At 62.6% G+C, this 12,775-nt stretch carries 8 protein-coding genes; 1 reads left to right on the forward strand and 7 read right to left on the reverse strand.

Annotation, left to right across the window (positions count from 1 at the left end):
- Window positions 1-18: 18 nt before the first annotated feature.
- The 6 genes from VJ651_RS21660 to VJ651_RS21685 all read right to left on the reverse strand — a co-directional run bounded on the left by VJ651_RS21660 (window position 19) and on the right by VJ651_RS21685 (window position 8,202).
- On the reverse strand, window positions 19-1,392 hold the full coding sequence (locus VJ651_RS21660; protein WP_324109420.1) for an HlyD family efflux transporter periplasmic adaptor subunit: 1,374 nt from the start codon (window positions 1,390-1,392) through the stop codon (window positions 19-21).
- Between the two features lie 4 nt (window positions 1,393-1,396).
- On the reverse strand, window positions 1,397-3,877 hold the full coding sequence (locus VJ651_RS21665; protein WP_324109421.1) for an FHA domain-containing protein: 2,481 nt from the start codon (window positions 3,875-3,877) through the stop codon (window positions 1,397-1,399).
- A 26-nt stretch (window positions 3,878-3,903) separates the two neighbouring features.
- Entirely contained in the window at window positions 3,904-5,298 is a 1,395-nt protein-coding gene (locus tag VJ651_RS21670; protein WP_324109422.1) for an efflux transporter outer membrane subunit, read from the reverse strand.
- On the reverse strand, window positions 5,295-7,226 hold the full coding sequence (locus VJ651_RS21675) for an HD domain-containing phosphohydrolase (RefSeq protein ID WP_324109423.1): 1,932 nt from the start codon (window positions 7,224-7,226) through the stop codon (window positions 5,295-5,297). Before VJ651_RS21675 ends, VJ651_RS21670 begins: the two co-directional genes overlap by 4 nt.
- A gap of 140 nt (window positions 7,227-7,366) precedes the next feature.
- Entirely contained in the window at window positions 7,367-7,789 is a 423-nt protein-coding gene (locus tag VJ651_RS21680; protein ID WP_324109424.1) for a DUF4399 domain-containing protein, read from the reverse strand.
- 20 nt (window positions 7,790-7,809) lie between these two features.
- Window positions 7,810-8,202: a DUF4399 domain-containing protein gene (locus tag VJ651_RS21685; protein WP_414691374.1), complete on the reverse strand. Its 393-nt coding sequence runs from the start codon at window positions 8,200-8,202 to the stop codon at window positions 7,810-7,812.
- Between the two features lie 338 nt (window positions 8,203-8,540).
- Here VJ651_RS21685 and VJ651_RS21690 point away from each other — a divergent pair, with 338 nt between their 5' ends.
- Window positions 8,541-10,385 carry an SUMF1/EgtB/PvdO family nonheme iron enzyme gene (locus VJ651_RS21690; protein ID WP_414691373.1) on the forward strand — a complete coding sequence of 615 codons (1,845 nt, stop codon included), beginning with the start codon at window positions 8,541-8,543 and terminating at the stop codon, window positions 10,383-10,385.
- Window positions 10,386-10,417: 32 nt separating this feature from the next.
- Here VJ651_RS21690 and VJ651_RS21695 read toward each other — a convergent pair whose 3' ends face one another.
- On the reverse strand, window positions 10,418-12,484 hold the full coding sequence (locus tag VJ651_RS21695; protein ID WP_324109427.1) for a serine/threonine-protein kinase: 2,067 nt from the start codon (window positions 12,482-12,484) through the stop codon (window positions 10,418-10,420).
- Window positions 12,485-12,775: the final 291 nt, after the last annotated feature.

Below are 12,775 nucleotides of genomic sequence, written 5' to 3' on the forward strand. Positions count from 1 at the left end.
CCGTCAACTATTCAAGCGTTAGCCGCCGATCTGCCGGAACGGGTCCAGCGCCAGATCGATCAGGCGCCGCTCCCGCACGATCACTTCGGCAATGGCCGTCATGCCGTAGCGCAAGGGATACTTCGTGTCGCCCACCAGATAATGATCCTGGTCGAGCCGCACGCGTCCCTCGTACACCGGCTGCTTGCTCTGCGGCGAGGGCTTGGTCGCGGGCGAAATGAAATCGAGCCTGCCGTTGATGATGCCGTAACGCTGATAGGGAAAGGCATTGAACTTCAGCTTGACCGGCAATCCTTCCCGCAGGAAGGCACGGTCATGCTCGGCGATCTCGATCTTGAGCACGGGGCGCGCATTTTTCGGCGCGATGCCGCCCAGCGGTGAATTGGCCTGGATCTTGTCGCCGGGCTGGGTGGAGGTGACGTCGGTGATCACGCCGTCCACCGGCGCGACGATGAGCAGGAAGTTGTCCTTGTCGATGTTTTCGAAGCGGATGCGGGCGGCGGCATCGGCGACGAGGCGCGCGGTCTGCACCTGCAGGCGCAGCTTTTCTTCCGCATTGGCCATTTCCTTCGCGGCGGCTTCGTACTGCAGTTGCAGTTTGGTCAGTTCCTGCCCGCTGGTTTCGAGTTGCGAGCGGGCCTGTTCATATTCCTGGCTCTGGCGCACGCTCAATTCGCTCAGGCGCGACTGCGCCACCCGCAGCGCATTCTCCGCCGCCAGCAGGGCATTCTTCTTGTTTTCCACCTGCAGCTGCGAAACGCCGCCGCCGCCCGTCATGGAAAACAGGCGCGCATACTTGTCGGCTTCTTCCTTGGCGGCATCGCGCGCGCGGCGCGCTTCGTCGAGATTGGTGCGCGCCTCCTGCAATTGCGCGCGCTGTCCCGCGGTCAGCTTGGATGTGCCCTCGCCGACGCGCTGAGCATGCTGATGCTCTTCCAGCTCCATCGCCTGCTTCAGTGCGGCCACCTTGCGCTCCATCAGCGCTTTCTTCTCGGGGAACTGCTTCCATTCGCGCTCCGCGTCTTCCAGCTTGAGCTGCGCCTCGAGCGCATTCTTCGCCGCCTCGATCGCGCCGCGCGCATTCAGGCGGGCCAGCGTGTCGCCCTTCGACACCGGCTGTCCTTCGGCGATGTACAGGTTCGCCAGTTCGCCGTCGATGGGCGCATAGAAGCGCCGCACCTCGGATTCGGGCATGAGCGCGCCTTGCGCGGTGACGATCACATCGGCGCTGCCGACGAAGGACCAGACCAGCGCGGCCAGCACCAGCGCCACCATGGTGAAGACCGCCGCCTGCGTGAAGCGCCAGGGTTCGGCGGTGAGGATGGCAATGCCCTCGGCGCTGTGATCTTCGAGCGCTTCGGTGAGTGGCTTGAGACGGCTGGTGGCGGGCATATCCTCAGTTCTCCTCGCTGCCGAGCAAGGCCAGTTTTGCCTTCAGCAAGCCCGGCTCCAGCACGTTGCGCAAGTCCAGCAAGCCCTTGCGCTGCGCGTCGGCTTCGGCGTTGATGTCCTCATTCAATTTTTTCCATTGCGCCGGCGCGTCGGTTTTCAGTTGCGCATAGATGCCCATGCCTTTGCGCGCATCGTCCCGCGCTTCGGCCAGCAGCTGCGCCTGCTTGCGGAACTTGTCGGAGATCCGGGTTTCGAGCCGCTGCTCACCCTCGATCGGGCCGTTGTCCCGGTATTGACGCCAGCGCGCTTCCGCCTGCCCGGCCAGTTCCCGCGCGCGACTGAGGGCCTTGTCCTTGAAACGCCCGATGTCAGGCTCGACGGCGCGCAAGAAATAGCTGTCCTCGTCCGGATTGAGCGCACCGTAGAAAGCCAGAAGACGCTCGTCGTAGTCTTTTGCATCACGCGACTTCTGCAGTGCGGCGTACTGGTCGGCGACGGATTTCTTGCGCTCCAGTTCCTTCGCGGCCGCATCGCCCCACGCGCCCGATGCCATCTTCTGCAAGCCGGCGAAGGTCTGCCCGGTATCGCCGCCGCGCCAGGCTTTCAGCGATTCCTGGTACTGCTGCACCACCGGTGCGGGCGGATAGCGATTGCTCGAGACCAGCGCACGAAACTTTTCCTGGAACGGCGGCGTCGAGAATCTGGCCTTGCCCTGCAGCGCAATCATCGGGCCGAGCTTGCGTTCCCGCGTCAGCTTCTCGGCGTCGGTGTACTGGCGCAAGTCCTGCCGCACGGCGTCCAATCCACCGAGGCGGGGGTATTTCTCGGCATACTCTTTGAGGACGGCATCCAGGTTCTCCGGCTGATCGCGCTTGAGCTCATCGTTGATCGTGCCCTTCAATCGTTCGATGGCGGCCAGGTAGACGGCGTCGTCGCTTTGCAGCTTGCGCAAGTGACTGAGCGCTTCTGCGTAAGCATCGCGGAACGCGGGCACGGCCGACGCGACCGCGTCCAGCGCGCGCTGGTGTCCCGGCGGGTCTTCGTCCCATTGCCTGAGGATGGATTTGATCCTGTCTTCGTCGGCGTAGATGCGAACCGGCGCGTCGGGGCCGCCGCGGGTGCTGATGAATCTTTCCATATTGCCCATCCATGCAAGCTGGTTCACCAGGGGCTGCACGTCGCTGTTGTGACGGCCGCGCTTGCCCATCTCGGCGAGCGCGGCATTCGCCTGGTCGAAATTGCGTGCCTTGAGCAAAGCCAGCCACTTCGGCACATGCACCTTGAGCAAGGCTTCGCTACCCATGGCCCTGACTTCCGCATTCTCCGGATCATGCTCCAGATAGTCGTCGGCCGCCGCCGCCGCTTTCGCGTATTCACCGTCGGCGAGCATGTCCTTCACCTCGCGTTGATCGGAACCGGTGAAATACAAGGCCAGCGCGAAGGTGACAAGCAGCGCGACCACTCCGGCAGCCACCCACCGCGCCTGCTTCATGCCCTTGCGTTCTTTCCCGACGAAGGCGTCGATCAGCTCGCCACTGAAGATGGCAAAGCGGCTGCGCGCCGGATGCTTTTCCTTTTCCTTGGCGGCTTCGTCCGGCGCCTTCAACTCTTCCGCGTTGAGCTCGTCATCCTGCTGCACATGATCGACGCAGAAGATGTCGAGGAAGGAATCCGCGGCGGCGACGAAGGTGGTCTTGTCGGCATCCGCGGTCTTTTCCGGCGCGGCCCGCACCGCCGGGCTCAGCTTGGTGATGGTGGGATCGGATTCCTCCTTCTGCTGGCTCACCTTGTAGACGAAATGATGGCCGCCGAAGGCAAGCACATCGCCATCCTCCAATGGCACCGCATGTTCATCCAGGCGCTTGCCGGCGACGAAAGTGCCATTGGTGCTGCCGAGATCCTCGACGAAGGGCGAGCCGCCCTTCAGGAAGATATGGGCGTGGCGGCGCGAGATGTAGTTCACCTGATGCGGATAGTCGTCCTTGTAGCGTGCGAACACCTCGTCCGCCTTGCTGATCAGGAAGGGAAAGCGCGTGATCACGATAGGCTGCAGGCCGAGGTCGCCGCGCTCGGGTGTCAGCGTGAGGCTGACCAGCTTCGCCACTCGCCCGCGCATCTCGGCACGGGCGCCGAGATGCACGCGATAGGACAAGGTGCCGCCGAAGCAGATCTCGTCGCCGTCGCGCAGGCGGGTGATCTTCTGCTGCACATTGACGCCATTGACGGTGGTGCCGTTCTTGCTGTCGAGGTCGGCGATATACACGCCGCCGTGTTCCGAAAAGATGCGCGCATGGCGGCGCGACAGGTCGGCGACCACTTCCGGCGGATAGGCGTCGAACGGCGGCTCGGTGCGTCCGATCGCGAACAGGTTTTCGTCGATGCGGATGTTGCCCAGATCCGGGTGGGAGACCGGCTTGAGCACGATGTCGAACTCCAGGCCCGCCGCCGCCTGGGTGTCAGCAATCGTTGCCTGCTCGGTAGCCATGTGTTGACCTGACATGCGGTGCCTGTTCACTGACTTGCATTGCCGACCTCGATCGACGGCCAGCCGCCGCCGAGCGCCTTGTACAGCGTGACCGTATCCGACAGGATCTGCTGATGGTTCGCCAGCAGCGCCAGTTGCGCCGACAGGAGCGAACGTTCGGTTTCGAAGACCTCGAGTTGCGACACGAGCCCTTCCTTGAGCTGCGCTTCAATTTGCGCGGACACCACTTTCAGATGATCGATCTGCTGCTGCAGCTCGGTGCGCTGCTTCTTGTGCGCATCGAGGTTGACCAGCGCATTCTCGACTTCCTCGAATGCCCCGATGACGGTCTTGCGGTACTGTTCTTCGGCAACCCGCGTCTCGGCCTCGCTGGTCTTGATGCGCGCCTTCACGCCGGGATCGAAGATCGGGATATTGATGCTGGGCAGGAGGCCGAAGGTAAAGGATTTGAGCAGGTCGGTCAGCGCGAAGCTGGAGCTGCCGCCGCGTCCGGTCAGGCTGATCGAGGGCAGTTGCGCCAGCTTGGCCTGGCCAACCAGGTCATAGGATTCGAGCACGCGGTATTCGGCGGCGACGATGTCCGGGCGGCGCTTGAGCAATTCGGCCGGCAGTCCGCCGGGGACGGCAGGCAGCTGCACCCTCTCCTGCAGGCGTCCGGCCGGCACCCGGAACTCGCCCGCCGGCGCGCCGAGCAAGGTCGCCAGCGCATTGCCCGCCAGATCGCGTGCGCGATGCAGTTCCAGTAAATCGTTGGTGAGGCGATTGATCTCGGCGCGCTGCTGCAGCACGCGTGTGTTCGGCAGCAGGCCGTTCTTGTACATCGCGTCATAGATGCCGAGGATTTGCTTGTTCTTGTCCAGCGTCTTTTGCTGCTGGTCAATCTGCTCGTCGAATTGCAGAATCTGGAAATAAGTGGTCGACACATCCGATACCAGCGTCAGATAGCCTGCGCGCCAATCCGCCTCTGAAGCCTTGAATTCCGCGGTCTGCGCCTGCACGCCCTTGGCGACCTTGCCCCAGACGTCGATGTCCCAGTTGACCTGCGTGCCGAGGTTGAATTGCTTGGTGAATTTCTGGCCGGTGCTTTTCTCGAAACTCGCGCCCGCCCCCGCATCCAGCGTCGGCAATGCGCCCGCGCGGGCTTCACCCACTTGCGCGCCCGCAACCTGGATGCGTGCGGCCAGTATCTTCACGTCGAAGTTGCCGTGGATCGCCTTGTTCACCAGTTGATCGAGATAAGGGTCGCGGAATTCCTTCCACCAGTCCGGCGCAATCGTCGCGGCGGCCGACACCGGCGCTGCCGACTGCTGCGACCAGGACGTCTTGACCGGCGCATCGGGGCGGCGGTAATCCGGCATGCTGACATCGGCGCAGCCGGACAGCACGACGACACCGATCCCGGCGGCAATGACCAACTTCATAACCAGCTCCTGGATTCGACAAATACATTGAACAATCGGGGATCGATATGTCCGGCGCGGCATTCGCCCGACAGCATGTCGAGCGCCATTTCCACCGGCACGGCTTTCTTGTAGGGACGGTCGCCGGCGGTGAGCGCGTCGAAGATGTCGCAGATCGTGAGTATTCGCGTCTGGATGCTGATCTGGTCGCCGCGCAGGCCCATCGGATAGCCGGAACCGTCCAGTTTTTCGTGATGGCCGTGGGCGATCGCGGGCACGCCGGAAAGATCGCGCGTCCAGGGAATCAGGATCAGGAACGAGTAGGAATCCGCCACATGAGATTCGATCTGGCGCCGCTCGTCCGGCGTCAGGCAACCCTTGCTGACGCTCAGGGCGGAGAATTCCCATTCCTCCAGCAGGGGCGCGCCAGGGCCGTCCGGCTCGTGCCAGGCGTAATGCAGGATTTCCTTGAGGTCGGGCACACCTTCGGTGTGCGAGATCGCCGGCTCGTTGGCATGCCGTATCGTGTCGAGAAACTTGTCGAGGCGGCCAAATTCCGCGCGCAGGTTCTCTTCAATCTTCCGCGTCTCTTCGCGAAAGGCGACCATGCTCAGTTCGTGCTGCGCATGCATCTCGACAAGGTGCCGATAGGCCTGGCGCTCCAGGCAGGCGCGTGCATACTTGAAGCGCTGCTCCAGCAGGCGCATGTCGGCGTGATGCAACTTCTTCTCTTTTCGCAAGACATGCTCGCGTACGCCGACCTTGCCGAAATCATGCAATAGCGCGGCATAGCGGATCTCGCGCACCTGGTCGATGGAAAACGCCACCTTCCGCAGCTCCGGCGCATCGCTGCGGTCCACCGCCTTTGCCAAATGCTCGGCATAGTCGGCCACGCGGAAAGAATGACCGGCCGTGACCGGGTCTCTTTCTTCAATGGCCTGCACCGATGCGCGCACGAAACCATCCAGCAATTGCTCGATGTCGGAATACAACTGAAAATTCTTCAGCGCGACCGCGGTTTCCGCGCACACCCCGGTCAGCATTTCCAGATCCTGTTCCTTGAAGGCATAGGGATCGGACGAGGTATCCACCTGGATCAGCCCCAGGCATTCGTCCTCCAGCAGCAGGGGCACGCACATGACGCTGCGGATGGCCTGGGAAATGATGGAATGCTGACTGCCGAAATGACGATCCGACAAGGTGTCGACCGAGAGGATCGACTGCTTCTTGTTGAGCACATCGCCGACGATGGTACGCGACAGCTTGACGCGCTCGGGATCCATCACCGTGCCGTCGCGCCGCGCCGCCGCCACCGGCACCGGTTCCTCGCCCTCGCTCTTTCTCAGGAGGATGAAGGCGCGCTCGGCCAGCGGGAACAGCTCGAAGATGAAGTTCATGATCTTCTCGGTCAGCGTCGCGCGATCGGTGACCGCGCCGAGCGCGATGCTGACTTGTGCCATGGCGTGCAGCTTCTGCACGGTGCGCTGCACGTCGCACTGCGTGGGATCGGGCGAGGCATCCAGCATGCGCGTCAGGTCGGAAGCATCGACCGCCTTGGCGATGACGGTGCTGGTGTTCTCGCGCGCCGGCATCAGCAGCGAGTGAAACACGATCTGCGCGGAAGAGACGCTGACTTCGTCACCGTCGCGCAAGGGATGCCAGGCGCCGGGACGCAGCCGGTTCCCCAGCACGAAGGTGCCGTTGAAGGAATGGAGATCCTCGACGTAATACGTATCGCCGCGACGCCGGATGCGCGCATGACGCCGGCTCACCGTATGTTCAGGTATGCAGAGAAACTTGTCGGCGGCGAGCGAGTCCTGCGGCTCGCGGCCGATCACCACTTCATCATGGATCGGAAATACGGTCGGCGTTACCGCGCCGTCGCCCGTGACTTCCAGATACGCTGTGACCGCGCCGACCGGCTCGCCCAAACTTGCTGTATTTCCCATATCACTGCCCTTCGAGGCTGTGAACAAACCGCGCGCCGCGATTTCCTGTCTGCCCCTTCAATTCAGCCGGCCACGCTGAATGGCCTTCGAGAAATTTTGGACACTGTGCCGCAACGCCGGTTCCGAGGGAAACACGTTCCTCATTTGACCGTAATCGTGATCTTCTTCGAATAGATCGGCGGATTGTGTGGAACGTGGTTCTCGTCGCCCATCAACAACTGCAATGTGTGCTTCCCGGGCGGCAGTTCGATCATGGTCTCGGTTTCGCCTGCGCCAAAATGGAGGTGATTGCGATCCGACGGAATCTCCTGGTCGGCCGGCGGCAGATCGGTATCAATCAGCAGATGATGGTGTCCGGTGTTGGGGAACTTGACGCCCTTCGGCGCGACGCCCATGTCGCGCAGTCCGAACCAGACGCGGAACGGCTTGCCGGCGGCAATGACTTCACCGTTATTGGGCCAGCCTATATAGAGATGGGCATTGGCGGGCGCCGGCGTGGGGCCCGCGAAGACGATGCCGGCGAACAGGCAGGATGCGATTGCCGCAACGATTCGTTTGAACATGATGGCGCCCCTCTCGTTTCTCATCGCACGGTGATCGTGATCTTCTTCGAGTACACAGGCGGATCATGCGGCCGGTGGTCCTGGTCGCCCAGCAGCAACTGAAGGGTATGCTTGCCCGGCGGGAGTTCGATGCGCGCTTCGGTCTCGCCCGCGCCGAAGTGCAGGTGATTGCGGTCGCTAGGGATCTGCTCGTCCAGCGGCGGCAGATCGGTGTCGATCAGCAAATGATGATGCCCGACATTGGCCATGTTCACGCCCTTCGGCGCCACGCCCATATTGCGCAGGCCCATGCGTACCCAGAACTTGCCACCGTTGATCACGGTGCCGTCGGATGGCCAGATGAAATAGACATGCGCGTCCTTGGGAGCCGGCGTGCCTGCGGAGAATGCCGGGGGAATGGCGAGCAACGCCATGGCCAAAGCGGAATAAATGAGTGCTCTTGGCATACTGTGCGTCCTTTCGGAGTGGCCCGCTTCAACCAGGCAGTGCAGCAAAGTGCACTGCCGTAGCGCGGCCGTCATGACTTGCGATCAGTGCAAGAAACTTCGCGCTGTTCGACGTCCTGGAAAGTTTCCCAACGGCGCATCGCGCGCCTTGCGGCGACTGGTGGCGAGTGGTGGCTATATCGCCAGAATCTCAAAATTTATCAGAGGGATTCGACCCGATTTTGAAGTGCGTCATAAAGACCTCCGGAATTATGGGCGAGAGTTCAACGATGCATCCCAACGCATTGGCAAAACGAAGGTCCGCTGTGTGGCGAAAACTCTTGATTGCTCTTCTGTTCGGCGCCGCGTGCTGCAGTTGGGCCGAGGCAGACGTCCCGACATATCGCGCCAGCAAGGCATTAGCGCAGACCCATCCCGAGGTCCGGCGCATCGCGCTCGTGATCGGCAACGGGAATTACGAAGAGGATCCCCTCCCCAACGCACACAACGATGCACTTGCGATGAGCGAGGCCTTGCGCGCGCGCGGCTTCGAGGTGATGCGCTACGAAAACCTGAGCGGCGCGCAGATGCGCGAAGCGCTCCTTGCATTCAAGCGACGGCTCGACGATGGCGGCGTCGCCCTGTTCTATTTTTCCGGACATGGCTTTCGTGTTGCGGACAGGACATTGCTGCGCCCCGTCGATGCCGACAGCCGTGCGCCACGCGATCTCCTGCGCGGCGGGATCGATCTGCAGTCGGTGCTCGAAAGCATGTCCGCGCCGCGCCAGGCAAAGCTGAACCTGGTCGTCCTCGATACCTGCATGAACGAGCCATTCGGCACAGCGAGCAGCGCGTCGCTCCGTGTACCTGAACAAACGACGATCGCCTATGCCGCCGCGCCGGGCGCTTTCGCCGCCGACGGCGCGCACCACGGTCTCTTTACCGGCGCATTGCTGAAAGCCATGACGCTTCCCCGCACGACTATCGAACAATCCTTTGCACTCGCCGCTGGCGCCGTGCAGGAAGCCAGCGGCGGGCAGCAACGACCCTGGCTGTCGTCCTCCTTGCCCGGCTTCACTTCGTCCCCCCTGCTCGCCGGCCTGTCGCTCGATGCGGATGAATCCGTGCATACACTGAGAAGCCGCGGCGTCATCCCGAAAGACAGTGCCGAGCAGTATGAGCTGACCTTCTGGGATTCGATCAAGGACAGCAATCACGTCGCCGACTACGAGGCTTATCTGCAAGCCTATCCGAATGGCCGTTTCGCCGCCCTGGCGAAGGCGCGTATCGAACGTCTGCGCAAGGCCGCGCCCAAGACTGAAGCGCCGGCCGCAACACCTGCACCCGCCGCGAAAGCGCCGCCGGAACGCCCCCGTCCAACACCGCCAGCGGCGGCCAAGCCGGCGCCACCTGCTGCCGCACCGGAGCGCCCCGCTCCATCGACCGCGAAAGCCGGCGGAACAATCAAGGACTGCCCGACCTGCCCCGACATGGTTGCCCTGCCTGCCGGCGACTTCACCATGGGAAGCAATGCAAGCGATCCTTCCGAGAAACCGGCCCACCATGTGTCGATCGCCACGCCCTTCGCTATCAGCAAATATGAAGTGACCGTGGCGCAATGGGATGCCTGCGTCGAGGCCGGTGGCTGCCAGCCTTCACCGAACGGCAGCGGCCGCCCCAAGAACACGCCAGCGCGCGACATAAGTTGGGACGATGCGCAGCAATACGTGAAATGGCTTGCGAAGCTCAGCGGCAAACCCTACCGCCTGCCGACGGAAGCGGAGTGGGAATACGCCGCGCGCGGCGGCACCACGACCCGCTTCTGGTGGGGCAATCAGATGCAAACCGGCAAGGCCAACTGCAAGGACTGCGGCGAACCCTGGCAGCAGGAAGGTCCGGCCCCAGTGGGTTCCTTCGCCGCCAATCCTTTCGGACTGCACGACATGAACGGCAGCGTCTGGGAATGGGTGAGCGACTGCTGGCACAACAACTACAAGGGAGCGCCGGCCGATGGTCGCAGCTGGGACGACGCGCACTGCCGGGTACGCGTGATCCGCGGCGGCTCGTGGCGCGAAGGCGCGAGCTACATGCCGACGACAACACGCTTCAAATATGATGCGAGCGTGCGCTATTCGCAGAACGGCTTCAGGGTGGCGCGGGATAACAAGTGAGTGCGTGCGACTGAAAACCCGTCGCAGGTGCTTCAGGGCGTGCGCCCCCTGGTGGTGATCTGCACGAAATCCACCGCGATCTTGTCGCGTCCGTATTTGCCGGCCATCTGTCCGAGTTGCTTTTCGACCAACCGCAGGTAGTCGGCGCGTCCTTCGCTGATCGGGCGAACCCCTTCGAACAAGGGGGCCGGCGTCACCAGCAGCACGATCAGTTCATTGCCGAACGGTTTTGAAATCACCCAGTTGCCGAGACTTCCGATAGCCGCCTTGTAATTGGCTGGTGCCTGGTTGTCGCGCGATTTCGGGTTGGGCAGCAAATGCGCGACGCTGCCGTCCAGCACGTAATAATCGACATAGACGTAGGAGTCATAGGCCGGCGTGGTGATATCGAGGATCAGCGGCTCGCCTTCCCGCAGCTCCGCATTGGGCGCGCGCGTCTGGATCGCAGCAGCGCGGCCGGCTTGCCAGTTCTTCGTCCAGTAAGGCGCCAGCGCATTGATCACGCCGCACTCGGCATCGCTCACTTCCTTCGCATCGAGGTTCAGCGTCTTGACGCCGGGGATGGCGCTGAGTGTTTCCTTCAGGCGCGCGCTGCCCATGCTCTTCGGAAAATATCCCTGCACCTGGAGCGCGTGATCGCGTACCGCTGGCACCAGGGCGGCACACGGCATGCCGGCGAGCACTGGCGTGACGGCCGAGAGCGTCAACGCAGGCTCCGCCACGGGAGGCGGCGCTGACGGCGCCTGTTGCGCGGGCGTCGCGGAGGGCGGCGGCCCTTGTCCGCTCTGTCGTTCGCCCGTGGTTCCGGACGCGCCCGAGCTTGCCTGTTCCGGAATGAAGCTTGCCGCCGGCCGCCAGTAATAATTGATCGCCAGCGCCAGCACGACAGCAGCAGCGAGCGTCGTTCCTGCCATCGTGGCGTATTTTGCAATATGCAGTTCACCGCTCATGCCTTGCAGGAAGCGCGCGACCGTCGGCGTTCTTGCTTCGCGTTCAAACGCCAAGGCGGCTTTCAGCGCGCGCCATTGCCGGTGACCGAGGTTCTTCGGCCGCTGAGGGCGCATGCCTGAATTGCGCGCCTGCGTGGCCGACAACCGGTCGAAAGGATGGTGCCCGGCGAGCAATTCGTAGGTGATGCATGCCAGCGCATACACATCGTCGCGCGGATCCGGCACGCGATGTTCGATCATCTCCGGACTCGCATACGCCGGCGTCAGCGCCCCCAGGCTGCCGGCATCGAACACGGTGGCCTCGGCCTCTTCTTCCGGCTTCTGGAACACGCGGGCGATGCCGAAGTCGATCACCTTCACTTCGCCCGAATCGGTCAGGATGACGTTGGCAGGCTTGAAGTCGCAGTGGACGAAGCCGCGTTCATGCGCGTAGGCCAGCGCCTTGCCCATGCCGGTGACGATGCGCATTGCGTCACGCAAGGGCATGCCGGTGAATCCAGGCATGCGCAGCACGCGGCTCAGCGGTTTGCCGGACAGATACTCCATGGTCAGGAAGACTGTCGACCCATCGCGATCGAAATCGTACACGGCGACAATATTCGGATGGGCCAACGTCTGTGCCTTCTTGGCTTCACGCTGCAGGGCGATCAGCGATTTCGGATGGCCGCGAAACTGCACGTTCAGCACCTTGATCGCGACATAGGGCTTGCGGTCGGATGCTTCAAGCTTGCGCAGGTCCAGCGCCTTGTACACCGTGCCCATGCCGCCGAAACCGATGCATTCCTCCAGCACGAAGCGGCCGTTGAGCGTATCGCCAACGCCTTTCATGCGATCCGGCTCGCTGATGAATTCGCCCTCCTCCCCGCGCGTGGAGGGCGAAGTGAGACGCTCGTCGAAACGCGTCTGCATCCGGGTTTCCGTCGCTCCCGATTTCTGTTTCGCCTCCAGCCGCCGCTCGACGCGGCGCGTCAGTTCCGCATAGACGTCGGGCGGAAGCTGCACGCGCGTGTGTTCGTCGCCGAGGATCTCAAGCAGGTGTGCGGTATTGGTGTCCTCCGACGCCAAAGCGCGATCCACCTGCGCAAAGAATTCCTTGTGCGACAGGCCACCGTTTTGAAAGGAATGAATCGCGTGTCCGAGGCTAGCCATAGGTTTTCACATTGAGATCCCGACTTGTCGCCTGTTCTTGTTATCCGCACACCACGGATGCTTCCGCGCTACCCGCATTGGCTATCCGCCGGTCCCGGCACCGCTTGCCGGAACACTTGGATTCAGACACGAACGACCTCCGTAAATTCAAAATGTCGGCTTGATTCGTGTCGATGAAGGTGTCGCTGCCGGTCGAACAGGCGCGCCGAAAAGTGTCGGCCACGACCCGTCTCTTTGCGCGTGAAAATGGGACGAGCCGGAAGGAAAAATCGCCATGAAAAGCGCATTTAT

The sequence above is a fragment of the Noviherbaspirillum sp. genome, assembly GCF_035254865.1.
GTDB lineage: Bacteria > Pseudomonadota > Gammaproteobacteria > Burkholderiales > Burkholderiaceae_D > Noviherbaspirillum.

What these genes read in the sequence shown, in the direction of transcription:
- VJ651_RS21660 (WP_324109420.1), bottom strand. Translation starts at nt 1,392, where the DNA reads ATGCCCGCCACCAGCCGTCTCAAGCCACTCACCGAAGCGCTCGAAGAT.
- VJ651_RS21665 (WP_324109421.1), bottom strand. Translation starts at nt 3,877, where the DNA reads ATGGCTACCGAGCAGGCAACGATTGCTGACACCCAGGCGGCGGCGGGC.
- VJ651_RS21670 (WP_324109422.1), bottom strand. Translation starts at nt 5,298, where the DNA reads ATGAAGTTGGTCATTGCCGCCGGGATCGGTGTCGTCGTGCTGTCCGGC.
- VJ651_RS21675 (WP_324109423.1), bottom strand. Translation starts at nt 7,226, where the DNA reads ATGGGAAATACAGCAAGTTTGGGCGAGCCGGTCGGCGCGGTCACAGCG.
- VJ651_RS21680 (WP_324109424.1), bottom strand. Translation starts at nt 7,789, where the DNA reads ATGTTCAAACGAATCGTTGCGGCAATCGCATCCTGCCTGTTCGCCGGC.
- VJ651_RS21685 (WP_414691374.1), bottom strand. Translation starts at nt 8,202, where the DNA reads ATGGCGTTGCTCGCCATTCCCCCGGCATTCTCCGCAGGCACGCCGGCT.
- VJ651_RS21695 (WP_324109427.1), bottom strand. Translation starts at nt 12,484, where the DNA reads ATGGCTAGCCTCGGACACGCGATTCATTCCTTTCAAAACGGTGGCCTG.